Consider the following 25,112-nt stretch of genomic DNA (forward strand, 5'->3'; position numbering starts at 1 on the left):
CACGGTGCGCCCTGCTCGATCGAGCGAGCGCGCATCAGGCAGGCGAGGCGCCTGCGACCACGGTACCAAAAGATCTCCCCGCGAAGATCGCCGTGATCCACGGGTGACCGATGGAGCCCTGTGTGCGAGCCGGTGCTCGGTGTTCCCGCCTTCGCGTCCGTCCCGCAGGAAGGGGGTTCTCCGCGCTCGACCCGCCGGCGCGACCGGCCGCGCTCGGCCTGCCGGTTCACTCACCGCGCGGGCGTGATGTCGCCTGGAACACTGCTCGCGCTGGGGGCTCCGGGAGAGAATCGTGTGCATCCGGCCTGCCGCCGCCGTGGTAAGAGCGGGAGGTCGAATGAAAGCGTCCGAGATGAGACGGGGGTTGTGGTTGCTGCTCGGCCTCTTCGTCCTGCGCTGGGCCGTGCACTTCGCGCTGTTCTCCGACGGCGTTGCGGTCGCGGAGATCGCGGGCATCGACGCCGGCGCGGTCCTCGTCCTCGTGCTGTCGTTCGCGCTCGGTCCGAACGTCGGCAGGCACTTCGGCAGCATCACGCTTTACTTCGTGGTCGTCGGGCTCGCGATCGCGGGTGTCGGCTACCTCGCCGAGGTGATTCGCTATCGACACCTCTCTCTGATGAGCGCCTTCGTCTCGATCATGGGCGCTGGAGCAGGTCTGTGCCTCGCCACCAGGAGCTGGAACCAAGCCGTCTGGATCACCGGCCTCCTCGCGATCGGCGGCGCCAGCTATGCCCTCACCCGGGTTCACCAGCCCTTCGACGCGCTCGTGATCGCGAGCCCGTACGTCCTTTCGGGGATCGTGTTCGTGATCACGGGAGCGCGGCGCGGCAGCGCCCACGCCGTCGCGGGCTGACGCGGCCGCCATCTCTGCGGCCGCGCAGGATCCATCAGAAGAATGCGCTCGCCTTCACCTCCGAGCGTGCGCGCCGCCCGCGTCCGTCGCCAGGGCTGGCGGCCGCCGGCGACGTGACACGGCACCTCAAGGTGCCTTCGCGCTGCTCGTACCAGATCGAGAGGGCGACGGCCGCGCCCATGTGTGCCAGTCGTGACCCGACACCAGCGAATAACGCGCCACCTCCGCCGGCTCCCGCGCGCACTCCCCCACGGTGACAGCCACGTTCAGGCCCTGGAGCGTCGCGTGCAGCCTCGCCCATTCCTCCTGCACATAGGCGGGTTCGCCGTCGAGCGCCTTTCGTTTTCTGACGGCTTCCACGAAAGACTGCTCCCGGTCGTTGAACGGCTCCGTTCCTTCATGGAGCGCGCGGAGCAGAGCCGAGGCAACGACCGGCTGCCCGAACAGGATGGCGAGCATGAGCAAGCACGACTCGGACCGCCGCTCCCGCTCGAACCGCTCGAGCGCCGCCGCGTCCTTGCCGGCCTTGATCACCCGATAGACGTTCACCAGGCGTTTGGCGATGCGCGGCGTCGGCAGCAGCGGCACCAGCCGGCAGATGAACTCCTGCTCTCCTTTGTCAATTCGCACGGAGTGGGCCGGCAGCGCCTGGGGCGCTGGGCCGACCGTCGCCCGCGGTGTCCCGGCCGCGTCCCGCTTCGGCTCCGCGTGGATTGTCTGCGTTGCTGCCGGAGCGGCGCCTGCACGCTGGGTCACCGTGTGCGGCGCCCCGGTGGCTTGCGGGGGGGCGCCCTGCGTAACCTTTCTCTTCTCGGCCCCGGCGCCGGCGAGGAACGCCACGTACTGGCCGAAGTACTGGGGATCCATCGGGCCCAGCGCATAGGTGATCTGGAAGATCTTCTCGAGGTAACACTGCGGCGTGGAGGCGCGGAGCGGACCGTCGGTGGCGACCAGCAGATCCCGGTAGTGCACCTCGAGGGCGCGGGTGAGCCAGCGCGAGTCCACCGCCACGACGACGACAAAGAGGTCGAGCGCGAGCAGCAGGTGGATCGCCTCCAGCATGTTCACCACCTGGTCCGGACGGCAGCGATCGAGGTCGTCGACGTAGAGCACGATGCGGTCGAAGGGCTCGATGTCGTCCCGAGCTCCCTCGCCGACGTCCTCCTGTGGCTGTGATTCCCGCAAGTCCTTCATGTACGTGGACAGCTTGCGAAAATCCTTGTGGACGAGCGCGATGATGCCTTGTTGTGATCGGTACTGTGTCGACTGGACCCGCTCCTGCAGGAATGCGCCGAGCCTGCGCCGGGGATCGAGCGTGGCCTGCTGGTTGAGCGTCCGACGCGTGCCAGGCGTTGAACTCGATCTCCACGGGCTTCGTGTAAAGCTCGGGGTGCCGCTCTCCCTTGAGCACGGCGATCTGCTTCTTGATCTGCTCGATGAAGAACGATTTGCCCGATCCCCAGTCCCCGAGCAGGCCGATGGAGAGCGGCGCCTCCACGTCCCGGTCGAGGATCAGCCGGGCGAACGCCCGCGCCTCTGCTTCGATGCCGAGCTTGTCGTCGCCGCTGTCGGTCTCCGTGGCGTAGCCGGCGCGTCGGGGCCCTGGCAGCGGCACGCCCGCCGCCCGCCACCACCCATTCCATTCATCGCGCGATCGGTGCTCGGCGTCCGACGAGACAAACGCATGCCAGAGGTCGCGCACCACATCGAGCGAGCGGCCCGCCTTCTCCAGCGTCGCGGCTGCCTCGTTGCTGCAGAGCAGGGCCGCGGTCACGAGGTCGCGGCCCCACACCGGGTGCGGCGTGGTCTCGCCCGCGCGCGGGCGCTGTGCCCATGCGAGTTGGCGGCGCAGCTGCTCGTCGAGCCCGCGTGCGTCGAGCACGAGCACCGCTGACTCGTCGCCCGCCACCGCCGGCTCGTCGCCGGCGATCGGCTCGTCGGAAGCGATCGTCTGATCGGAGGCGATCGGCGACCGACGCTGGCGGGCCAGCGGCGCCATGCGCGCGAAGCGCTTGAAGGCGGCAGAGCCTGCCTCCTCGGACAGGTTCACCACCGCGGTGAGCACGTGTGACGGGAGCACTTGCTGGGAGCCGGCCAGCGCAAACGCCTCCTGCAGCGCCTGGACCACCTGGGCCTCCAGCCTCGGATCGAACAGATCGAGCGCCGCCGCGTCGGACGGCGGGGCCGCCGTCGTCCCGGTAGGACCGCTCGCCGCGTGGGCAGCCCAGCCCTCGTGGGGGTAGCGCTCGGCCATCAACCGCGAGAACGCCGCAGCCCACGTGGCGCGAGCGATGCCCTGCAATCGCCGCCCCGCTCCCACATCGTGGAAGAACACGATCACCTCGCTGAAGCGCGGGAACCGCACCTCGCGGGCAGTCGCCATGGTACACGGCTCTCCGCCGGCTTGGGTCGCCTTTGCACGTGCCACGCGCGATCGAGGCAGGTCGGCATGGCGCTCGGGGCACCCGACCCTGACATTGCAACGAAGACGGACCATTCCAACGAACGGAGAGATCGATGATCGGATACGTCACGCTGGGCACGAACGATCTGGAGCGCGCCGCCCGTTTCTACGACGCCTTGCTGGGCGAGCTGGGCGCGACGCGGCTCTGGCAGCTCGAGCGGATGATCATCTGGGCGGTGAAGCCGAACGTGCCTGCGCTCGCCGTAGCCCTGCCCTTCGACCGCCAGCCGGCCACGGTTGGCAACGGGGTGATGGTCGCGCTCGTCGTCGATAGCCCGGCCAAGGTGGACGCGCTCCACAGGAAGGCCCTGGAGCTGGGCGGCAAGGACGAGGGCGCGCCGGGGCCGCGTGGACAGGGCTTCTACGGAGGGTATTTCCGCGACCTGGACGGCAACAAGCTCAACTTCTTCACCCTGGTGCGCTGAGCTCCACCGCCGGACCCTCATCCGCAATCGGCCCCGCGCAGCGCCGCGAGGCGGCGCTTGCCTCTCGAACATTGTCGATGCAGCGCCGCCTTTCCGGGGGCTTTCGCTGCGCCCACCTGCTCTTCGAGGTGCGCCGCGCGCCTCAGCGTGACAGGCGCGCCGTCAGGTAGTGACGCATGGACATCGGCGCTCGGCCGAGCAGGCGCTCCAGGGTCGGATCCACCGCGGCGAACTCGCGCTCTCGGCTCGCCGCGAACATGCCCAGGAGCAGGTCCGCACGGTGTCCGGGGACGCCGTGAGACACCATGTCTTCCCTGAACGCTCGACCGCTGACGGTCACCCGCGTGATCGAGCGCCCGATGAGCTCCGAGGCGATCGCCGCGATGTCCGCGAGGTCGAGGGCCGCGGCGGCGGTGAGCGGCGGTGTCAACCCGTCGAGGCGCGCCTCGTCGGTCAGCGCGATCGCCGCCGCGTCGGCCAGGTCGCCGTGCTCTGTCCACGAGACCGGGCCGTCCTCTGGCGCGACGAGCTTGCCCGTCTCGAGCGCCCGCTCGAGGAGCATGAGCGCGGACGCCGCATAGAACCCGTTGCGAAGCGAGGTGAATGCGCCCCCCGATCTTTGCAGCGAGGCCTCGGTGGCCGCGTGGTCGCGCATGGGCTCGAAGCGGGACGCCGGGTTCGAGCCCATGTGGCTCGTGTAGAGGACGCGCCGGGCGCCTGCCGCGCGCGCCGCTTCGAGCGCGGCTTCATGCTGGCGCACCGCGGCCTCACCTGTGCTGTTGATGGAGACGATCAGGACATGCGAGGCGCCCTCGAATGCGTGGCGCAGGCTCGCGGCGTCGTCGAAAACCCCCCGGCGTACGCGGACGCCGCGCTCGGCGAGCGCGCTGGCCTGCTCCGGGTCGCGGACGCTGACGCCGAGCCGAGCGGCGGGCACGCGCTGAAGGAGCCGCTCCATGATGGCTCGGCCGAGGTGACCGTTGGCTCCAGTGACGATGATCATGACAACCTCCTGCTGCGTTTGGGGCAGCGATCCTGCGCGGTCATCCCAGGGATCACGCGGGCGCGGCGCTCCGTGCTCCGCGTGGCCCGGTGACGACGGGCTTCTTCACGTCATCGAGCCTAGCGCCGGCCGCCGGAGCGCATTAGTGTGCCTGGAGGGAAGGGACTGTTGCCGTGGACGCACGAATCGATCTGGACCTGAACGACGCCGCGCTCCTCGTGCGCGTCGTCCGGACGCGGAGCTTCTCGGCCGCAGCCCGCGAGCGCGGCGTGCCGGTCTCCACGGTGAGCCGGCGCATCGCGCGGCTCGAGTCCGCGCTCGGTGTCCGGCTCCTCGAGCGAACCACCCGGCGGCTGGACCTGACCGAGGCCGGGCGCGCGTACTTCAGCCACGCCGAGCGGGCGATCGACGACCTCACGAGAGGCACGCATCACGTCCGCGAGCTCCAGAGTGAGCCGCGCGGACGCGTGCGGATCGTGGCGCCGATCGCCCTCGGCGCCGCGGTGTCGAGCGTCGTCTGCACCTATCTCGCGAAGCACCCCCGCGTGTCGGTCGACCTCGAGATCGATTCGCGGCGGGTCGACCTCCTCGCCGGGGGCTTCGACATCGCGATCGTCCCGGGCCACGTGGACGACACAACCGACTTCGTGGCGCGAGAGCTCTGGCGGGCGACGCGAAAGCTTCTGTATGCGAGCCCGCATTACCTCGAGGCGCGCGGCGTTCCCCACCGGGTCGAGGACCTCGCGCGTCACGATTGCATCGCGGTGCACGCGACGGATGGAATGGCCACGTGGACGCTCGGGCAGGGGCGCCGGAGACGACGGATCGCCTTCGAGCCCCGCTTCTATGTGAGCGAGTCCTCCGCCGCCTACCGCGCGACGCTCGCGGGCGTGGGCATCGCGATGCTTCCGGAGGTGTTCTGCGCCGAGGACGTGGCCGCGAAGCGCCTCGTCCGCGTCCTCAAGGGCTACGAGGCCGAGGCCGGCGGCGTCAGCCTCCTCTATCGCGCGCATCGCGCCCTGACGGCCGCCGTCCGGACCTGCATCGACCACCTCCTCGGGGAGCTGCCGGCGACCGACCCGGCCCGCGCCGGCCGCGGCCGCCGCGAGTAGCTCAGCACCGCGAGCGAGCGCGCAAGTTCCGGGAGGCATGGACGCACCGACAGCGGCCCGACCGATCTCGATCACGGCCCGGAGAGATCCGTCGCGGCCAAAATCCACCCGATGGTCGCGCACCGCTCGAAGCGCGCCTTGCGCAGCGCTAGCGAATCCATGATGAATTTGATGTGCCTGTAAAGAGCGTGCACCTCGGCTCGGCATTGGCCGCTCAAGAGAGATGGGGTTCCAGCGTCAGCTCCGTGGCTTTCCGCTGGCTTTCCGCAAATAAACCGTTGCGTGACATGGCGGCGAAATTTGCGAGTCCACGGTCAGCTCGGTCTTGACTTCGAAAAGAAAGGCGGCTGCAATGGCGAAGAGCGCGCTATCGCGCGTTCCATTCAACACCCGCCGGTCACCGGCGCCAAGGGGGGCACGTGTTGCGCGTGGGGTCTTGCATCGCGGGGAGTAGGCCCAGGCCACGAGAATCCCACCGTCGGCGTCCGCCGAGACCCCGCCAAGAGGGAAAGGTGACATCCAAGCTGTTCGAAGGTCCAGCTCCTGACCCTGGGCAAGGAGCCTGATGGCGACAGCGTTTGATTCGTGCCGGATGGTCCATGACCATTCGAAAGAGTGAAGTAGGGGTTTGATGCAATCTCACAGGCGGGCACCGGCCGTGCTCAGCCGATGGATGCGGGAGGCGACATGCCGCTGAAGAGCTATGGCGTACTGAAGGGGACAGTGATCGATCGGCGTTTCGCGTCGGGAGCGAATCCGCACTATCAGATCCACATCGTGGACGACACGATAGACTATCGCATCGCGGTGAATGTGCAGTCGCAGGACGGCTCCCAGGTCGAATATGTCGTCAAGTCACATTTTGCGCACCCGCTGCTTCAAGATCTCCACGAGCTGAAGCCGGGCTTCCATCCGCTGGAGAGCAAGCCGGGCGGGGGCGGGCTCGACCTCATCCGGGGGAACCTCGTGGATCGGACGGAGTTCGTCCCGCTGCCATTCTCCGCCCCAGGCCCTGACAACGACCTCAACGAGAAGCTCGATCACTACGTGCAGCGGGCGATGGCCGACGAGACGGCGATTCTGTACGCCTTCGGGGAGCGCTGGGGCCCCGAGAACGGGAAGAAGGACAAGATCTTCGGCTTCCTGCCCGGCAACGGCATCCACGATATCCACATGAACCAGGGCAACGACGCCCGCTTCAAGAAGGATGATGGTGTCTGGCAGGACGGCGGCCTCCTCATCCACTTCCCGCGTGGGGACCAGTGGGCCGCGATCTTCCTCAAGTTTCAGACGCAGGCGTGGCACACCGACGACCAGACAGGGCACACGCTCGACGTCCCGGTCTCCGGACCGCCGTCGGACGTGGCCGGTGGAGGCGGCGGGCTCCCCACGGTGGAGCAGCCCGACGGGATCGTGCGGATCGTCGCCGCCCTCGTGAACGACACGCGTACGCCCGAACGGGAGACCGTTACACTGGTGAATACGTCGAACCGGAAGATCAACCTCGCTGGCTGGTCGCTGGCCGACAAGGCCAAATCGAAGATGGCGCTCACCGGAGAGCTTCAGCCCGGTGGGCTGACGACGGTCGTCGTCCAGGCTCCGATGGTCCTCTCCAACAAGGGCGGGCTCATCACGCTGCTCAACGCGGAAGGGCTGAAGGTCGACGGCGTGTCCTATACGAAGCAGCAAGTGAGCAATCCAGGTTGGACGATCGTGTTTTGATGCCACGCCGTCCTTCGCGCGCGGCGAGCGTTAACGAGACCGTTACCAGCCGTACATAGGATTGACGCAACGGCGCGCGGAAGGTCGACGGCGCGCCGTTCAAGCGTTCTTCCGCCGCATCGCCTCTCCGGTGCGGTTGACATGCCGAGCAGCTCATCGTAGCCCTTGATCCGAGCGCGCATCGGTGCGAAAACTCGGCCGCCTCGACTCGATATGGGTGGTTGCGCGCGGAGAGGCATCGGCCGAAGCGGCGCTCGGAAAGGTGTTCACGATGACAGGTCGAGTCGGACGGGTAGCGTCGATTTCCTCGTTGATTCTGGCCATGACCGCGCTGACCGCGTGCGGCGATGACCAGAGCGGCACAGGCGCATCGACCTCCAGCTCCTCCTCGAGCACCTCAAGCTCCTCCAGCTCCGCAGGCTCAGGCGGCGAGGGAGGAGGCGGCAAGGGGGGAGGCGACCAGGGGGGAGGCGGCGGGGGCGGAGGCGACCAGGGCGGAGGCGGGGAGGGTGGGGCGCCCGCGACGCCGAGCGGCGCCACGGCCGACCTCGCGCTGCTCGAGACCACCGATCTCCATACCAACATCCTCGGCTTCGATTACTTCAAGCTGGTCGCTGAGCCATCGATCGGCCTCGAGCGCACCGCGACCCTGATCAACCAGGCGCGAGGCGAGTTCGCGAACACTCTCCTGATCGATAACGGAGACACGATCCAGGGCACCGTCCTCGCCGACTATCAGGCGCTCGTCGAGCCGATCGCGTGCGGTGAGACGCTGGCCATGTACAAGGCGATGAACCACCTGGGGTTCGACGTCGGCGGGATCGGCAATCACGAGTTCAACTTCGGCCTCGCCTTTCTGTCGCAGGTGACCCACACCCCGTTCGACGTCGACGGGCTCGATCTCGCTGCATCGGCGGGCTGCGAGGGCCCTCGGTTCCCGCTGGTGAACTCCAACGTCTTCAGCCTGAAGACGAGCGAGACGCTCTTCCCGAAGACCGTCCTCGTCGAGAAGACCATCTCCGCGACGGCGCCGGGCGGCGGCGCCATCGAGAGCACGGTCAAGGTCGGCTTCATCGACGTCACGCCGCCGACGATCCTGAGCTGGGACAAGAAATGGCTCGACGGCAAGGTCTTCACGAAGGGGGTGAAGGAGGTCGCGGCCCCGCTGGTGGACGATCTCCGCGCCAGGGGGGCCGAGCTGGTCGTCGCCATTATTCACGGCGGCCTCGACGACTCGCCGTATACGCCCACCCTCGAGAACCAGGCGTGGCACCTCGCCCAGGTGCCCGGCATCGACGCGATGCTCATGGGCCACTCGCACCAGATCTTCCCCAACCCGAGCAGCACCGTGGCGCAGTTCAGCCTGCCGGAGGTCGACAAGGACGCGGGCACGGTCGCCGGCCTCCCCGCGGTCATGGCGAACTTCTGGGGCCAGCACCTCGGTGTCATCAAGCTGGGGCTCACCCACGACGGAGAGGGCTGGACGGTCGACAAGGCGAAGACGGTCGTCGAGGCCCGGCCGATCGCCACGACCTGCAAGGGTGGGCTCCCCGAGGCGTGTGATGCGATGGAGCGCTGGCGCACGGGGGCGTCCTGCGCGTTCGCGACGCTCTGCGACGCGCAGCCGGACAAGACGAAGGTCCTCGTCGCGGCCGACGCTTCCTTCGTGCCGCTGCTCGACGCCGAGCACCAGGCGACGGTCGCCTACGTCAAGACGCCCATCGGCACGAGCGATTTCGCGATGTCATCGATGTTCGCCGACGTCGGGGACGCCAGCGCGATCCAGATCGTCAATCAGGCCCAGGCCGACTACGTTGCCCGCTACATCGCGGAGAACCTGCCGCAGTACGCGTCGCTCCCCGTGCTCTCGGTGAGCGCGCCGTTCAAGTCCGGCTTTCAGGGTGGCAACGACTACACCGACGTGCCGGCGGGGAGCATCGCGATCAACAACGCGGCCGATCTCTACCTGTACGCGAACACGGTCCAGGCGGTGAAGGTCACCGGCGCCGATATCCTCGACTGGCTGGAGAGGGCCGCGACGCGCTTCAATCAGATCGATCCGAGCAAGACGGAGCCGCAGCCGCTCATCAACAGCGCGATGCCCGGATACAACTTCGACATCTTCACGGACAGCAGGATCACGTACGAGATCGACGTGACGCAGCCGCTCCCGCCCACGGGGATGAAGGCCAGCGGCCGGATCAAGGACCTCCAGTGGAACGGCGAGCCCATGGATCTGGCCGCGGAGTTCATCGTGGCCACGAACAACTACCGCGCGAGCGGCGGCGGCAGCTTCCCTGGCCTCGACGGCTCGAAGACGATCTACGCCGCGCCGGACACGAACCGCGACGTGCTCATCCTGTACATCAAGAAGGTCGAGAACCTCACGCGGGCTCAGAACGGCTCTGCCCGCAGCTGGCGCTTCGCCCGGGTCACGACGGCGGGGCCCGTGACCTTCACCTCGGCGCAGAACGCGCTCCCGAAGGCGGAGGCCGCCGGGCTGACCAACCTCTCGCTCGTCGCGCAGGATGACGGCAGCGGCAAGATGCTCTCGGTCTACTCCATCGATCTGAGCCGGTGAGCGTCCCGCCTGCCGTGCGGCTCGTTGTGCTGGCCGGCGGCGCCCTCGTGCTGGGCGGCGCCGCCGCCCTGTCCCTTGGAGGGCTGCGCGAGGGCGATCGTCCCGAGGCGGACCGCCTCACGGCCGCCGCGGCGCCCTTGCTGCCGTCGCGTCCTGGGGCGCCGCCCCCGAGCGGCATGGAGGCGCGGGCGCTCGGCTTTCGCCTGCTCACGCTCGCGGATCCCGGGGAGGTCCTCGCCGGGATGGATTCACTCGCGCGGGCGGCCGAGCAGGGGGACGTCGAGGCGCAGGTCTCGCTCGGAAGGATCTACCTGAAGGGGCTTCCGTCGGTCCCAAAGGACGCGGCGCGCGCCCGCGCCTGGCTGCTGCGAGCCGCCCCCTCGCAGCACCCGAGCGCCGCGTATTTCCTCGGCGTGATGAGCCAGAACGGCGATGGCGTGACGGCCGACCCCGCGGAGGCTGCGCGCTGGTTCGAGATCGCGGCGCGCGGAGGGTCGCCGGACGCGATGTTCCTGCTCGCCAATGCGTACCGCGCGGGCGCCGGCGTGCCGAGGAATGACAGAAGAGCCGTCGAGCTCTACGAGAGCGCTGGCGAGCGGGAGCACCCCGCGGCGCTCCAGGCGCTGGCGATGGCCTATCGTTATGGTGAGCTGGGGCTCGAGCCAGACGAGGCCGAGAGCCGCCGGTACACGATGGAGGCCGAGCACGCCATCCAGCACCGGCAGGCTCCTCCGTAGGCGGCAGGGCCCCGAGGAGGCGCCACGATTGCAGTGCTGTGCGGAGGCGCTCCGCGCGGCCGTCAGGCACCTCCGGGCCGTGGTCCAGCGGCCAGCGCTGCCGTTCGGTTCATTGTGGCACAATCTGGTCTGATGGATCGGCTGCACATGGCACACCTCGAGGCGCGACGACGTGATCTCCGCGCGGAGGCGCTCTGGCACGCAGCCTGCTTAGACCCGGCGTCATGCGAACAGCGACGTTGTTGACGGCCATGGGCTTGTCAGCCCTGGTGGGGTGCAGCTCGGGCCGGGGCGGGAACGCGGGAGGGGGCGGCTCGGGCCAGGGTGGGGGCGGCTCGGTCGAGGCGCCCGTCGAGTGCTTCGAGGTGAAGCCCGGCTGCGTGGTGCCCTCAGACGTGACGCGGATCGAGAATCCGGACGTCTCGGCGGAGGATCGGGGGTCGCTCTCGCGCAATAACGCGAGCTTCGCGCTCGACCTCGGCCGCGCGCTCCACAGCTCAACGACGAACGTCGTCTACGCGCCTTTCAGCATCTCGACGGCGCTCGCGATGACGTACGCGGGCGCGCGGACAACGACGGAGCAGGAGATGGCCGCGGCGATGCGATTCGAGCTCCCCCAGGAGCGGTTGCATCCGGCGTTCAACCACGTGGACCTCCAGCTCCAGAAACACGCCGAGGAAGGCGGCTTCCGGCTCCACACGGCCAACGCGATCTGGGCGCAGATCGATGTCCCCCTCGAGAAGCCGTTCTTGAATGTGCTCGGCGAGAGCTATGGCGCGCACGTGCGGCTCGCGGACTTCTTCACCGCCACGAAGGAGGCAGAGGGGCTCATCAACGCGTGGGTGAGCTACCGGACGGAGGGCAGGATCCCGAAGCTCCTCGATGAAGACGTGACGCCGGAAACGGTGGCCGTGCTCGTCAACGCCGTCTACTTCCACGCCGAGTGGAAGACGGCGTTCGTGAAGGACGCGACGCAGTCGGGGACGTTCCTGCGCGGCGACGGCTCGAGCGCCACCGCCCAGATGATGAACGGCAGGCACCAGGGGAGCTACGGCGCCGGCGACGGCTGGGAAGCGGTGGGGATCCCGTATGCGGGGTCCGCCGTCTCGATGTTCCTCGTGCTGCCCGCCAAGGGGACCATGGACGCGTTCGAGGAGTCGCTCGACGGCGCGGCGCTCGAGGCGATCATCGACTCGACCTACGAGCAGCCGGTCGACGTCACGATGCCGAAGTTCTCGTTCGGCACGTCCACCTCTCTCAAGGGAGCGCTCATGGATCTCGGCATGGAGGGCGCCTTCGGCGACGAGGCCGACTTCACGGGCATCGTCGCGCGCGTAAAGCTCTGGATCCATGAGGTCATTCACGCGGCGAGGATCGACGTGGACGAGGCCGGGACCGAGGCAGCGGGGTCGACCGGGGTCATTCTCAATTCCACGGGCTCGGGTCTCCCGGCCGTGCCTGCGGCGATCGTCCTGGACCGCCCGTTCTTCTTCTTCATCCGCGACGCGTCGACGCAGGCGATCCTCTTCGCGGGACGCGTCAACGACCCGACGGCGCGCTGACGATCGGGGGAGAAGGAAGTCCAAACGTTTCGGAGATGTCAAGCCCTAAGTCGATGTCGTCCAGCTGTTCCACCCCGATTGCGGCGTTGTCCGCATCTCGTGCCAGCAGGGGGAGCAGCTCGAAGAATGCCTGATAGTAGAGTCTTAGGGCGGAAGCTTCCGCAGAGTGCCTTGCATTCTGGCTATCTCCGGCCGCTGTCATTGTCCTCTGCCTACCGCGATCAGCCCTCGAAGGCACCGGCGGCTCGGGCGCCTTCCCCCCGGCGAGCCTCGCGACCAACACGGCCTCTGGGAGCGCCCCGCGGCGCTCCAGGCGCTGGCGATGGCCTATCGTTATGGTGAGCTCGGGCTCGATCCCGACGAGGCCGAGAGCCGCCGGTACACGATGGAGGCCGAGCACGCCATCCAGCACCGGCAGGCTCCTCCGTAGGCGGCAGGGCCCCGAGGAGGCGCCACCATGGCAGTGCTGGGTGGAGACGCCCCGCGCGGCCGTCAGGCGCCCCCGGGCCGTGGTCCAGCGGCCAGCGCTGCCGCTCGCGCCCCCGCTACCGCGCCGGGGTGATGGTCACCTTCAGCAGCTGGTTCGACGCAGGATACAGATAGCCGTCATCGACGTTGCGCACCTGGTCCTTGGGATCGTCGGCGCCCATCTGCGGCCCGGCCTGGCGCGGCGCCTGGTCGGGGCCCACGCCGGGCCACTGGTTGGCCTCGGTGCCCGCGTCCCAGATCGTGACCTGGTCGGAGACATCGCCGCTCACCGGCTCGCCGCTCGCGTCGAACAGCGCGATCCCCGCATCGCTCGGCCCGAAGAACAGATCGTTCGATTGCCCCAGCATCGACGCGAAGCTCAGCCGCTCGCCGGGCCGCGCGGTCACCGTGAAGCTGAACTTCGCGCCGGGCAGCAGCGGCCCCGGCGTCGAGGCGTTTACGGGCGTGTTGTAGACCAGCACCGACGAGATCCCGCTCTCGCCCCCGACCTCGGCCTCCAGCGACCCCGCGAGCGTGGTCGGATTCCCGTCCTCGGCCAGCATTTCGAGGCCCTTGCCCCGGTCCGCCTCGCCCGTCTTGAACAGGGGCGCTCCGGACCCGTGCACCACCGCGACGCCCGGCGCCACCGGCGAGGTCAGCCCCGCGCGGGGAATGGCCCCCTCGTGCAGCATCATCGGGTTCCCGTCCTCGGCCTGCGCCTCCAGCCCGTTGTCGGGGTACGCCTGCCCGACCGTGAACAGCGGGTTGTCCATCGTGTGGACCACGAAGAGCCCCGGCGACAGCGGCACGGCGGCCGGCTCCCCGCCCTCGGGCATCAGCGTCCCCACCTCCGACATGTTGGTGATCCGGATCGTGAACTCATTGCCCGGCTCCGGCGTCACCGTCACCTGGATGACCTCCTCGACCGCCGGGTAGGTATAGTCATCCTGGACCAGCCGCACTGTGTTGTCGGGGTCCGGAGCGCCCGTGTTCGCGCCGCTCTGCCGGGGCGCCTGGTTCGGCCCGGCGCCCGGCTCCTCGTTGGCCTCGGTGCCCGCGTCCCACAGCAGGACCTGGTCGGTCACGTCCCCGCTCACCGGCTTGCCCGAATCGTCGTAGAGTGAGATCCCGGCGCCATCGGGCGCATAGAACAGATCGTTCGACTGCCCGAACATGGTCGTGAACGACAGCCTGTCGCCCGGCAGGGCGCCGACGCGGAATTCGAAGCTCTTCTCGGGGAAGAGCGGCCCGGGCATGCTCTCGCCCACGGGCGTGTTGAACACGCTGGCCACCCGGTAATCCCGCGCGGGCGTCACGTTCTCGAGGGTCACGTCGAAGCTCGTGGCCGCGTCCCCGCCGCCGGGCCCGCTCTCGCCTCCCCCGCCCATGCCACCGGCGCCGGTGGTATCGCCGCCTTCGCCGTCGCCGCAAGCGGCGGCGAGGGTGAGGACGAGGGGCAGAGCCGACAGCGCGCGATTCCGAATCTTCATAAGCATCCTCCAGAAGCGGTGATTGAGATGACGCGACCTGGATCGCCTCCGCCGCGGCGAGCCGCGTGGCGGCGATCGGTCCTCCGGCACACCCCTGAGATCGGAGCGACCGCGGGCCCGCATGGCGCCCGCCTCCACCAGCGATGGCTCGTGGCGCGTCGTTCGACGGTGCTACGCGACGGAGGGCAGGTCGGTTTCGCGGTTTTCGCGCGCGCCTGTTCGATCGCGCTCGGGAGGAATTTTTCAGCGCTGCCGGCGGTCTCCGGCGCGACCTCAACGAGAGATCGCCCCTTCGAGTCGGCTATCGACCGTTGCTGCCGAGGATTGCAGCCCCGCGGTGTTTCTTCGAGGTAATGTTCGAGGCGCTTCCGTCTGAGCAGAAGGAGGAGACGGCATGAAGATCGAACGAATGTGGTGCGTGGTGGACCCTGGGCCAGTCGCGGAGCTCGCGGATATCTGCTTCGAGTCCACCCCCGCAGATCTGATCCGGTCGACCGCGACGATGTCCTTCATTCGCCGCGGCGATTGGGCGGAGCGGCGGTCGAAGAGATGGATCTGAAGACTTCCAGATCGGGCAGCGAGCGATGAGCGCCTTGGCGGAGCCTGAGGGGCGTGCTCCCCGGAAGCCGGCGGGGAGACCCGCCGAGCGCGGCGAGAGCGCATCCCCAATGCTGGCGCGGGGAGCGGCGTGGCTCCTCCAGCGTGGTGTAGACAATATTACACAGCCGAGTGAGCTCGTTGGAGCTGTTGATTTTGTAGGCGGATGAGTGGCTCGTACTTTTTGTACGTTATGTCAACTGCCGGTCGTTGGCGGGAAATTCTTGAGAGGTCCGAATGGCTTTGCGCGGGCTATCCTCTCACGTTGGCATAGAGGGCTGGGTCAAGGCCAGCGGCTCCCATCCGGCACGCAGGGTGCGGTTCGCATCCCGCGTGCCGACGAGCAGTCACCAGACGTCCTTGAGTGGACGGGTGCACCGAGGGCGTGGTCCTGTGTGCGCGCGCGGCGCGCGTCAGTGGCTGACGGTGAGGGCGACGCCCGACGCCGAGTTGTTGTACACGGAAACGTCGGCGCCCCAGAACCAGCGACGGAAGCAGGTTTGGTCGTGCGCATAGACGCCGACGCTCTGCTTGAACCAGTCCAAGTACGCGGTCCCGAACCAGTCGGTATTGTTCGTGATGCAGATCCTTGACTCGCCGAGGAACACAGTTCCGCAGCGGACCCAATTCCCCGGAGAGATTGTATTATTGCAAAGGTACGTCAAGGCCTCGCTCGCGGCGCCGATCTGCTCGCCATCCGCAGACGTCGGAGGCTCCGGCGGGCGCGCCGCCTTCGACGCCGAGAATGCCTTCAGATCCCCGTAGAGCGCGTTCGCAAGCGCGACAGCGCGCGCCGAGCCGCCGCTGGTGACGACGCCGTCAGCTGTCAAGGTGAGCGTCTCGCGGGTGGCCTGCATGTCGACCTCCACGAGCAGCTTGGCGTCTTCCTCGAGGTTTTCGGGCTGGATCGTGAGGGTCGCTACCGGCGCCTCGGCGTCGTCCAGCGCAGCGAAGGTTCGCGCGTCGCCGGTGCCGGAAACGGACCAGGAGGCGATGCGGAGCGCATCGTGCGTGCTCGCCGACGCACGAATGGAGGTCGGGGAGCCGGCGGTCGTCGACTCAACGCCTTCAAGCTCGGTCGAGGACGGCGCCTCGCAGGCGATCATGAGGCTTGTGAGAGCGGGCAGAACACAGAGCAAGAACCTTTTCATGAGCAACTCCTTCATGGATATCGATGCGCTCGATGCGAGGCTCTCTGCCGTCAGCGATCCTCGTCGGCGCGGGGGGTGTAAGCAACTGAGACGCCGATTGCAGCTCTCGCGAGGGCACGCCGCAGCGGTGCTCCGGAGAGTGCGAGCCGACGGGTATGGTATATTGCAGCGCCCATGCCAGACGCGTTCCGCTCATTCCTCGAAGAGAAGTCGGACGAGCGGGAGTGAGTACCTCCTTATGGGAGGCAAGGGCTCTGAGCACGCTCCCGCGCCGTTAGGACGCGCCGCTCGGCCATCAGGACACGCCTCTGCCACCCTCTCGCCCCCCGTGCCCTCGCTCGCATCCGGCTCCTCAACGCGAGCTTGGCGGCGAGGCGCTCGGTCCGCGCGTTCGCGCTTCGGAACCTGACATGTCAGGTCCGATCTTGACACGTCATTGCGACACGTCAGCGGCGCTTCGCCTCCGACGGGCTTCTACCGGAGGCGCCGCGCCGTTACCCGAGCCGCAGCTCTCGCAGCCTCCGCCGCAGCGCCCGCTCCGAGACCTCCAGCTGCTCGACCATGCGCTCCACGTCCCCGCCGCACGCCGCGTAGCACGCGCGGATCTCCTCGGCCGTGAGATCCCGCGCCGTCCGGAACCGGGGATAGCGCTCGAGCACCAGGTACAGCGACGGCCGTGAGATCTGAAGCCGCGCCGCGGCAGCTGTCAGATCCCACCGGCTCGCGCGGAGCGCCTCCGCGACCTCGGCCTCCGGCACCTCGGCCGGCTTCCGCCCGGGCCCTGGAGGAGAGGGCAGGGCGATCTCCTCCGCAGGCGCGCGCCGTTGCGGCGCGCTGGGAGGCGGCTCTTCCTTGATGCCCGTCTCCCCACCCGGTGCGGCCTCCCCGAGCAGCCGCTCCACCGCGGGGCCCACCGCGAGGCGCTCCTGTCGGCGGCTGCCGATGACGAGCTGACGCACCACGTTGCGCAGCTGCCGGATGTTGCCAGGCCAGTCGTGCGCGGCGAGCCGGGCCACGACCGAGGCCGGCAGCCACGGCGTGGCATCCGCCGCCACCGGCTCCAGCCGGTGCGCCTCGCCGATCCGCTCGAGCTCCTCCCGGAAGAACCGCACCAGCAAGCGCCCGATGTCTTCCCGGCGCTCGCGCAGCGGCGGAATCAAGATCTCGTACGACGACAGCCGGTTCAAGAGCGGCGCTCGAAAGGTTCCGTTCGCGACCTTCGCCTCCAGGTTCGCGTCGGTCGCCGCGATGACCCTAACGTTCACCTTCCGCGCCTCCTGCGCGCCCACGGGCTGGATCTCCCCCGTCTCGAGCGTGCGCAAGAGCGCCACCTGGAGCTCCGTCGGCGCCTCGCCGATCTCGTCGAGGAACAGCGTCCCGCCGTGGGCTCGCGCGAAATATCCCGCCTGCCGGCGATCAGCGCCCGTGAAGGCGCCCTTCTCGGCGCCGAAGAGCTCCGCGATCGCGAGGCTCGGGGCGATGGCGCCGAGGTTCACCGCGACGAAGGGCTGGCTCTTGCGGCGGCTCGCCGCGTGGACGGCGCGCGCCACGAGCTCCTTGCCGACCCCCGTCTCGCCGCGGAGCAGCACGGGGAGGTCGAGATCGGCCACGCTCTGGATGTCCCAGAGCACGCGCCGGAGCCCGTCGCTCTCGCCCACGAGCTCCCGGACCTCGTCCTCGGACGTCGCCTCTTGCTGCATCGGGTGGAGCCCGCCCGTGCGGTGGAGCAGCAGCACCACGCGGCGGGAGAGCTCCAGCACGACACCCCGCTTCACCTGCGCCGCGGAGAAGACGATGCTCTCGCGGACCCGACGGCCCTCTGCAACGACCGCCGTACCGCTGTCGCCGATCTCGAGTCGGATGCCGTCACCGCGCGCGGCCGACAGGCGGAGAGGCCGCCGGCTCAGGTGGCCGTCATCGAGCGGCGATCCGGGCGACTGCCCCTTTGCCGCGAATGCAGGCGCTACCCGCGACACCGAGGCGGCCCCGCCCGCGGCGAGCTCGCCCAGCGACGCGCGCTCGCCGACGCGCTCGAGGCGAGGATGGTACAGGATCGTGAGGGCCGGCGTCGTCGCGGTGAGGGCCACCGCGCTGGAACCCCCTTGATCGCCCAGCGTGGTCCCGCCGAGGGCCGTTTTCGCGCCCGATCCCATGGGCGCACATGGTAGGCATCCCCATGGCGCGGTTGCAAGGCGGCCGCGCTCCTGCACCCCACGCGTGTTCGTCATGGCACACGGGTTGCTGGCATCTCGACGCGAGGGACCAACGCCGACCGATGGGGCACCATCGGCGCGCGTCGGAGCTGTCCGGCGTCGAGGCGCTCGACTGCCTCGAAGGTCTCCTTGCCCCGCCCGGCGCGTCGCGCCGTCTTCCCACCGGAGGAGAAGCAGAATGCTCATCAAAGGTCAGCTTGAAATGGGTGCCGTCAAGGTCGTCGATCCAACCTCTCGAGAGGTGATCGGCTACGCCTACACCGTCGAACGCGGCCTGGGGCAGCTTCAGCGCTGGCTGCTTTATCGCAAGCCGCAGAACCAGTTCGTGCTCCGTCCGCCGCCCGCGTCGATGGCGGGCTGGTCGCTCGCAGACTGGCAGGCGAGCGTGAAGGACCTGTGGCGGCCGGGGTCATCCTATGTCTGGGCGCAGACCGACCTGTATCGCCACGGCGCGACCTACAACGGCGTTGCCTGGACCCGGCTCCCGGTCGCTTCCAAGCTGCCGCCGCCGACCTTTTACCCGAGCGCGCCGCGGCAGCTCGATCCGGACGGGAGGATCATCGAGGTGCTCCAGATGCAGAAGGTGCTGGGGCTCGCGTTCTCCGTCCGCGGCCTCGCGGACACCTCCAACGTCGAGTACTGGTTGCTGCCGGGGGCCTATCAGCCGGCTGGCCGAGCTGATACGGCGACGATCTCGGTCGGAGCCCGTCAGGCGAGCTCGCTCGCGGCGTTTGTCGATGTGGCGAACCAGAGCTGGGCTCCGGGCTGCACGTTCGCGATCACCGGGTGCGTCAACCATCATCAGCAGACGCCGCCCTTAAAGCCCTGAGCCCGCAGCGCGCAGGACATCCGGGGACGCGGCGCGCTCCTCGACGTTGCTCTGGCTTCTGGCGGCGGGGTACCCTCGCTCGTCGTGCCGAGCCCCGACGCGGATCTCACGCTTCTCAGCACCGGGGTGGTCGTCACCAGGCTGTCGGTCGGGGCCGAGCGCGACGACGCCGAGCATGGCGCGAGCGGTGAGACGCGCCCTCCGGGCGACGCCATGAGCGGCGAGCCGCCTTCGCTGGGCGACGCCGCGGGTGAGCCGTGCGCCCTCGCCGAGGGCATCGGTGCGGACGCGGCAGAGCGGCGTGGCGAGGCCGATGCTGCGGCAGGAGGCGGCGCCGCGCCGGGGCAGGTGATCGCGCGGCGCTATCAGCTCACCGATCCCCTCGGCGCGGGATCGTTCGGCGAGGTGTGGACGGCTCAGGACCTCGTGCTGGGCCGTCCCGTGGCGCTGAAGTGGATGCACCGCGGCGCCGGGGCGGGGTCGGCGCGCGTGCGCCGCGAGATCGCCGCGCTGCGCATGCTGCGGGTGCCGGGCGTGGTGCAGCTGCTCGACGAGGGGGTGGAGGGCGATCGCCCCTTTGTCGTCATGGAACGCGTCGAGGGCACGCCGTTCCCGGGAGGGGCGATCCCGGACGCGGCGCCGCCATCGCGCCGCGCATGGGCCGACATCACGGCGCCCGCGCTTGCGCTCTTCGAGGTCCTCGCCCGCGTGCACGCCGCGGGCATCGTGCACCGCGACCTCAAGCCGGACAACGTGCTCGTCGACGCCGAGGGGCGTCCGACGGTGCTCGATTTCGGCATCTCGCTCTGGAGCGAGCCGGGCGCGCGGCTTACCCAGGCCAACCAGGTGCTCGGCACGCCGCTCTACCTCGCCCCCGAGCAGATCATGGGCGCGGCCGTGGACGCACGAGCCGATCTCTACGCTGCCGGCGTGATGCTCTACCAGGCGCTCACCGGCCACGTGCCCCACGCAGCGAAGGAGCTGAAGGCCCTCCTGCTAGCGCGGCTGTCATCGCCTGCGGTGCCCATCCAGGAGGTCGCTCCCGGCACCCCGGCGCAGCTCGCCGAGGTCATCAACCGGCTCCTGGCCCAGAGGCCGGAGGATCGCTTCCGCTCCGCGGCCGAGGCGCTCGCCGCGCTCCGGGGAGGCCGGGTGTCGCGCCGCCACGGGCCCGAGCTGCCTCGCCTCGGCGATCTCGCGCCGCTCCGGGCCGTCGTCGAGGCGGCGCGCGCGCGGCGTCCGGTCGATGTTGTGGGGCCGACGGGCTCGGGCCGCTCGCGCTGCCTGCGCGACGCGGGCGAGGCGCTGGAGCAGGCGGGGCTGCGCGTCGTCTCGCTGCAGCCGTCCCGCGCGCCGCTGGGCAGCCTGCACCCGCTCCTCGGCGCCATGGAGGAGCAGCGAGCGCGCCGTCTGGACGACGTCACGGACTGGGCTTTGGGCCAGCTTCAGCAGGCGCTCGCCGACGGCGCGGTGATCCTCGCCGACGACGCAGACCGGCTCGATCCGTGGTCGGCCGCGATCCTGGAGCGCTGTCGGGCCGGCGAGGGCGCGCTCGTCCGGGCGTTCGCGGGCGCGCCGCGCGCGTCGCCTGGGTCCGCGCCCGCGGACGTGATCGCGCTCGAGCCCCTCGATGAGGCGGCGCTGCGGCCGCTGTTCGCGGGTCCGGACCGGCTCTTCCATCTGCGCGAGGACGCCGCGCGCGCGCTGTGGGAGCGGACCGAGGGGGTCCCTGCGCGGGTGGAGGCCGAGCTGACGCTCTGGTTGCGGCTCGGGCTCGCGCGCTGGGACGGCGCGACGCTCGCGGTGGAGCGCCAGGCGCTCGATCGGCTGAGCGCGGGGCTCCGGGAGACCACGCCCGCCGTCGAGGGGCCTCTGCTGGAAGAGGAGCCGCACCTCGGCGAGCTCCTGCGGTGGTTGGCCCTCGCCGGACACCAGCTCGACATCGAGCAGCTCGCGGAGGCGATGGTGCGACCGGTGTGGAAGGTCGAGGCGGAGTGTGAGCAGCTGGTGCGCCGCGGGATAGCGCGGCGTCTGGCGGGCGATCGCGTGGAGCCGCTCGGGCAGGTCGACATCACCTGGCCCGTGGCGCGCCGGGTCAAGGCGCACCGCGCGATCGCAGGCGTGCTGCGCCCCGGGCAGGATGGACGCCTGTTCCATCTGCTGGCGGGACACCAGGAGCTCTCGGCGGCGCGCGAGGCGATCGAGGTCGCGCTAGGCCGCGCGTCGGCCGGGATGCTGGGCCAGGCGGTGGCCGCGATCGGCGAAGCGCTCCTGGCCGCGCGCCGGCCGGGTGGGGAGGCTGGGGGCGAGGCCGAGCTCGGGATCCTGTCGGCGTGGGTCAAGATCGCCTTCGCGGAAGGGACGCCGCGCGCCATGGACAGGGTGCTCTACGAGCTGTCTCGCGCCGTGGTGCGCGGTCCCGAGGTGACGCGCCTCGCGCTGCTGGTGCAGGCGGCGCTGGCCGGGCTGGGGCCGCGCGGTGACCGGGCGCGCGAGCTGGCCGACGGCATCGCGCCGTTCTCGGACCCGGAGCTGGAGCGGCGGCGGCAAGGGGTGCGGATCGTGGCCGCGGCGAAGCGCGTTTCCCCGTTGCTGCTGGCGCAGGCGCTGGTGGAGGTCGACGCGTGGGCCGAGCGCGCCGAGCACCCGATGGCGCGGCTCTGCCTCGTCGATGGCCGTGCGCGGCTCCGCTACGTCGAGGGGCGCTTCGACGAGGCGGCGGCGCTCCACGCGGAGGCGGCCGCGTCGGAGCCGTGGCAGACGGGGCAGATCGCGGCGATGCTGAGCTCTGCGTCGGCGCTGCTGGAGGCGTTCCGGCACCGCGAGGCGGCCGCGCGGGCAGGGGCGGCGCGGGAGCTCGCGGCGCGCTGCAGGAACCCGTACTGGGAGGGGCGCGCCGAGTGGTTGGTGCGGTCGGCGCTCTACCGCATGGGCGAAGCGGCGGAGCCCGACCTCGACCTGGTCGAGGCGACCGTGCGCGTCGGCGTGCCTCAGCTCGAGGCGCTCGTGTGCCTGACCGAGGCGGCGGTGGCGTATCGCGCGGAGCGAGCGGCGGTCGCTGCGGAGCTCGGAGGGCGGGCGGCGACGTTGTGGCGGGGGATGGACCGCGGGTCGGGGGCGCTGCTCGCGCGGTGCCTCGCGCTGGCCGCGGGGGCGCGGGCGGATGACGGCGAGGTGGAGCAGCTCGCGGAGGCGGCGATGACGTGTCAGGTGCCGGGCATCGGGCTGCAGGCGCTGGGGCTGCTCGGGCGGGTGGCGCCTGGGGCGCGGGCGGGGTTTCGCGGGGCGCTCGGAGGCCTGGCGGAGGGGATCCCGCGGGAACGGTGGGACGAGCGGATGGATGTGCTGTCGGCCGCGGAGGCGTTCGAGGGAGCGGGAGGAGAGGGGCCGCCGAAGAGCGTGACGCTGGCAAGTACGTCCTCCTGAGAAGCCAGCGCCCGCCGCGCTGACGTGTCAGCGCACTCCTTGCACTGGCCAGCTGACGTGTCGACGTCGCTGGCTGACGTGTCGACGTCGCTGACGGAGAGGAGCGGCGCGGATCTGCTGCCGCCAGCGCTCCTGCATGCGGGATCTTTCCGGGCGAGTCCAGCGCCGGGAAGGCCGCAACGCGACCGACGTTGGCGTGGGACCTGCTTCGGTTGCCCTCGCATTTGGCCCAGTCCATGCCGCGCAACCCCTTGTTGCCATTGAACCTGTTCGAGCGTGCTCGTGCACGCGAATCGAGCGCAGGAGGCGCTCAACCACGTCGCGGTGCTTCAGGAGGCGACAGAAGAGCCGACGTCAACGGATCTCGCCACAGCCATTACGCCGCGCGCGGCTCGTTGAAGAACGGTAAACCCACCCCCCGAAAGGCAGAAAGCGCATGCCAGCCACGGAGCCCACACCCCCTCGCCGCCACGTGCTCCTCATCGGGATCGATGCGTATCCCGGGCCCAGCGCCCTGCGCGGCTGCGTCAACGACATCGACGCGATCGAGGCGATCCTGCTCGAGCGCCTCGCCGTGCCGCCGAGCGCGATCACCAAGCTCGCGGCGCCCTGCTGTGCGTCGGGGCGGACATCGCGCCTCCCGGAGCAGGCGCCGACGTCGGCCAACCTCCGCGCGGCGTTCGAAGCGCTCGCCGGCGAGGCAGTCCAACCTGGCGATCGCGTGCTCATCTACTATGCCGGCCACGGCACCCAGGTCCTGCCGAGGAACGCGCGCACCGTCCGGGAGGCGCTGGTCCCGGTGGACATCCACGCGGGAGGCGCGCTGCTTTATGACTACGAGCTGAACGCTCTCCTGCACCGCATCTCGCGCCGGACGGGCGACGTGACGGTCGTCCTTGACTGCTGCTGCTCCGCCGGCGTGACGAGGAGCGCGTCGGGCACCGCGGAGCGCGCCGTGCGCTTCTATCCGCTCGACAATCCCACGCCACCGCCCCTGCTGGATCTCCCTGGCCGACGCGTGGCGGAGCCCCCGGCGGGGCTCGTTCCGGCCCTCGACGCGGGCGATCCGGGCCACGTCGTCATCGCAGCATGCCAGTCCGATCAGGTCGCGAACGAAGGAAGCGACGAGCGCGGCGTCCAGCACGGCGCCTTCACGGCCGCGCTCTTGCGGCTGCTCGCGGCCTGTCACGACAGCCAGCTTGACGCGCTCCGCTGGGCCGAGCTCTGGCACGCTCTCCGGCAGCGGATCTCGCACGGCTTCCCGGGTCAGAGCCCCTGGCTCGTCGGGCGTGCCGAGCGCCGCGTGTTCGGCGGCGCGTTCGACCTCCAGGACCCAGGCGTCGCCGTTTCCCGGATCGATGCGAAATATCGGCTCGAGGCGGGCACGATGGTCGGCTTCACCCGAGGCGCCCGGGTGGCTGTTTACGGGAGAACCCCGAGCATCTTCCCGCCCCTCGGATCGTCTGAAGATCTTGGCGCGCGCCTCGGTGTCCTGGACGTCGAGGAGGCGACGCCGTGGTCGTGCACGGCGGTCCCCGTCGGCGCTGGCGATCTCCTGCTCGTCGACGGCGCCCGGGGCCGCCTCATCGCGCCGGGCAAGGGCGATGCGCTCGTGGTGCAGCTGGAGCCCTACGACGCTCATCTGGCGCACTGGCTAGAGCGGGAAGGCCCGCTCCGCGTCGTGCGCGCGCCGGCGTCCGCGGGCGAGGCGTCGCTCGCGGAGGTGTTCGTCGAGGCGTCGCGCGGGCGGTACATCGTCAGCGATGCGCTGGTCTACCCGGCCGCCGGCGGTGAGGGAGCGCCGCTCCTCTTCTCGGTTCCAGGCCACGATCGCAGCACGCTCGTCCGGGGTCTCTTGCACTATGCGCAGTACAACCTCGCCTTGCGGCTCTCGCGCCGGTGCCGCGATCTGCCAGGCGCGCTCCGCGTGCGCGTGCTGGACTGCCGCGACCCGTCGGCGCTCGGCGCGGCGGACCTTCAGGATCCTCCTTTGCCCGAGGTAAGGCCCGATCCGGAGCGCCGGTATCGATACGCCGTCGAGCACGACCAGCCGGTCTGCGTCGTCGTCGAGAACCGGTCGTCGACGAGGCTCTATGCCAACTTGCTCAACTGCGCAGCGAGCGGCAGGGTGGAAATCCTCGGTACGAGCCAGCACGAGCTTGCGCCTGGCCGGTGTCAGACCTTCTGGCTGCGCGGGCAGCTCGGACAGGCCTTTCGATGCCGGTTGCCGGAAGGCCGCCAGATCGGCGTGGACCGGCTCGTCGCGATCGCCACCACGAGGCCGGACGCGGATCTATCGTTCCTGAGGCTCGACAGGTCGTTCGAGGACGCGGTCTGCACGAACACCAGGGACATGGGCTCGGATGACCATGAACCGCGCGAGATGTGGACCGCGACGCTCGTCGCCATGAAGCTCGTTCGCGCCTCCTCGGTCGCGTCGTGAGACGCGGCGAATCGGCGGCTTTCGCCGCGCGGCGCC

16 protein-coding genes and 1 pseudogene are annotated in these 25,112 nt (G+C 69.9%); 11 read left to right on the forward strand and 6 right to left on the reverse strand.

The features are described from left to right. Positions 1–352 precede the first annotated feature (352 nt). Positions 353–853 carry a hypothetical protein gene (locus WMF46_RS08445; RefSeq protein ID WP_437985147.1) on the forward strand — a complete coding sequence of 167 codons (501 nt, stop codon included), beginning with the start codon at positions 353–355 and terminating at the stop codon, positions 851–853. A 126-nt stretch (positions 854–979) separates the two neighbouring features. Here WMF46_RS08445 and WMF46_RS08450 read toward each other — a convergent pair whose 3' ends face one another. Then, the gene (locus WMF46_RS08450; RefSeq protein ID WP_437985148.1) at positions 980–2,047 is read right to left on the reverse strand and encodes a P-loop NTPase fold protein; all 1,068 of its coding nucleotides are present in this window, start codon (positions 2,045–2,047) and stop codon (positions 980–982) included. A 196-nt stretch (positions 2,048–2,243) separates the two neighbouring features. Beyond that, positions 2,244–3,350: pseudogene (locus tag WMF46_RS08455) on the reverse strand (P-loop NTPase fold protein); the annotation flags it as partial. Positions 3,351–3,370: 20 nt separating this feature from the next. Here WMF46_RS08455 and WMF46_RS08460 point away from each other — a divergent pair. Continuing rightward, positions 3,371–3,742, forward strand: a complete 372-nt coding sequence (locus WMF46_RS08460) for a VOC family protein (protein ID WP_437985149.1) — start codon at positions 3,371–3,373, stop codon at positions 3,740–3,742. Positions 3,743–3,884: 142 nt separating this feature from the next. Here WMF46_RS08460 and WMF46_RS08465 read toward each other — a convergent pair whose 3' ends face one another. Further along, on the reverse strand, positions 3,885–4,745 hold the full coding sequence (locus WMF46_RS08465; RefSeq protein WP_437985150.1) for an NmrA family NAD(P)-binding protein: 861 nt from the start codon (positions 4,743–4,745) through the stop codon (positions 3,885–3,887). Positions 4,746–4,918: 173 nt separating this feature from the next. Between WMF46_RS08465 and WMF46_RS08470 the strand changes: the two genes are divergently transcribed. From WMF46_RS08470 to WMF46_RS08490, 5 genes are all read left to right on the forward strand, one after another. Then, complete coding sequence (locus WMF46_RS08470) at positions 4,919–5,857, forward strand: LysR substrate-binding domain-containing protein (RefSeq protein WP_437985151.1); 939 nt, start codon at positions 4,919–4,921, stop codon at positions 5,855–5,857. Between the two features lie 687 nt (positions 5,858–6,544). Beyond that, positions 6,545–7,579 carry a DUF2278 family protein gene (locus tag WMF46_RS08475; protein WP_437985152.1) on the forward strand — a complete coding sequence of 345 codons (1,035 nt, stop codon included), beginning with the start codon at positions 6,545–6,547 and terminating at the stop codon, positions 7,577–7,579. Positions 7,580–7,901: 322 nt separating this feature from the next. Continuing rightward, a complete protein-coding gene (locus WMF46_RS08480; RefSeq protein ID WP_437985153.1) occupies positions 7,902–10,160 on the forward strand; it encodes a 5'-nucleotidase C-terminal domain-containing protein in 2,259 nt (752 codons plus the stop codon). Then, positions 10,157–10,897, forward strand: coding sequence for a tetratricopeptide repeat protein (locus WMF46_RS08485; RefSeq protein WP_437985154.1), 741 nt, complete (start codon positions 10,157–10,159; stop codon positions 10,895–10,897). Before WMF46_RS08480 ends, WMF46_RS08485 begins: the two co-directional genes overlap by 4 nt. Before the next feature lie 251 nt (positions 10,898–11,148). After that, entirely contained in the window at positions 11,149–12,459 is a 1,311-nt protein-coding gene (locus tag WMF46_RS08490) for a serpin family protein (RefSeq protein ID WP_437985155.1), read from the forward strand. A 545-nt stretch (positions 12,460–13,004) separates the two neighbouring features. On the opposite strand, the gene WMF46_RS08495 is transcribed toward WMF46_RS08490, so the two are convergent. Continuing rightward, positions 13,005–14,417 (reverse strand): spondin domain-containing protein, encoded by a 1,413-nt coding sequence (locus WMF46_RS08495; RefSeq protein WP_437985156.1) that lies wholly within the window; start codon positions 14,415–14,417, stop codon positions 13,005–13,007. Positions 14,418–14,811: 394 nt separating this feature from the next. Here WMF46_RS08495 and WMF46_RS08500 point away from each other — a divergent pair, with 394 nt between their 5' ends. After that, entirely contained in the window at positions 14,812–14,976 is a 165-nt protein-coding gene (locus tag WMF46_RS08500; protein ID WP_437985157.1) for a hypothetical protein, read from the forward strand. 451 nt (positions 14,977–15,427) lie between these two features. On the opposite strand, the gene WMF46_RS08505 is transcribed toward WMF46_RS08500, so the two are convergent. Together WMF46_RS08505 and WMF46_RS08510 are read right to left on the reverse strand one after the other, a co-directional pair. Beyond that, the gene (locus tag WMF46_RS08505) at positions 15,428–16,165 is read right to left on the reverse strand and encodes a hypothetical protein (protein ID WP_437985158.1); all 738 of its coding nucleotides are present in this window, start codon (positions 16,163–16,165) and stop codon (positions 15,428–15,430) included. Between the two features lie 494 nt (positions 16,166–16,659). Next, the gene (locus WMF46_RS08510) at positions 16,660–18,318 is read right to left on the reverse strand and encodes a sigma 54-interacting transcriptional regulator (RefSeq protein ID WP_437985159.1); all 1,659 of its coding nucleotides are present in this window, start codon (positions 18,316–18,318) and stop codon (positions 16,660–16,662) included. A gap of 238 nt (positions 18,319–18,556) precedes the next feature. Between WMF46_RS08510 and WMF46_RS08515 the strand changes: the two genes are divergently transcribed. The 3 genes from WMF46_RS08515 to WMF46_RS08525 all read left to right on the forward strand — a co-directional run bounded on the left by WMF46_RS08515 (position 18,557) and on the right by WMF46_RS08525 (position 25,076). Further along, positions 18,557–19,207 carry a hypothetical protein gene (locus WMF46_RS08515; RefSeq protein WP_437985160.1) on the forward strand — a complete coding sequence of 217 codons (651 nt, stop codon included), beginning with the start codon at positions 18,557–18,559 and terminating at the stop codon, positions 19,205–19,207. A gap of 84 nt (positions 19,208–19,291) precedes the next feature. Further along, entirely contained in the window at positions 19,292–22,633 is a 3,342-nt protein-coding gene (locus WMF46_RS08520) for a protein kinase domain-containing protein (protein ID WP_437985161.1), read from the forward strand. A gap of 436 nt (positions 22,634–23,069) precedes the next feature. Continuing rightward, positions 23,070–25,076 (forward strand): caspase family protein, encoded by a 2,007-nt coding sequence (locus WMF46_RS08525; RefSeq protein ID WP_437985162.1) that lies wholly within the window; start codon positions 23,070–23,072, stop codon positions 25,074–25,076. The last annotated feature ends 36 nt before the right edge of the window (positions 25,077–25,112 follow it).

Origin of the sequence: Sorangium sp. So ce117 (assembly GCF_051524395.1) — a bacterium.
In the GTDB taxonomy this organism is placed as follows: Bacteria; Myxococcota_A; Polyangia; order Polyangiales; family Polyangiaceae; genus Sorangium; species Sorangium cellulosum_B.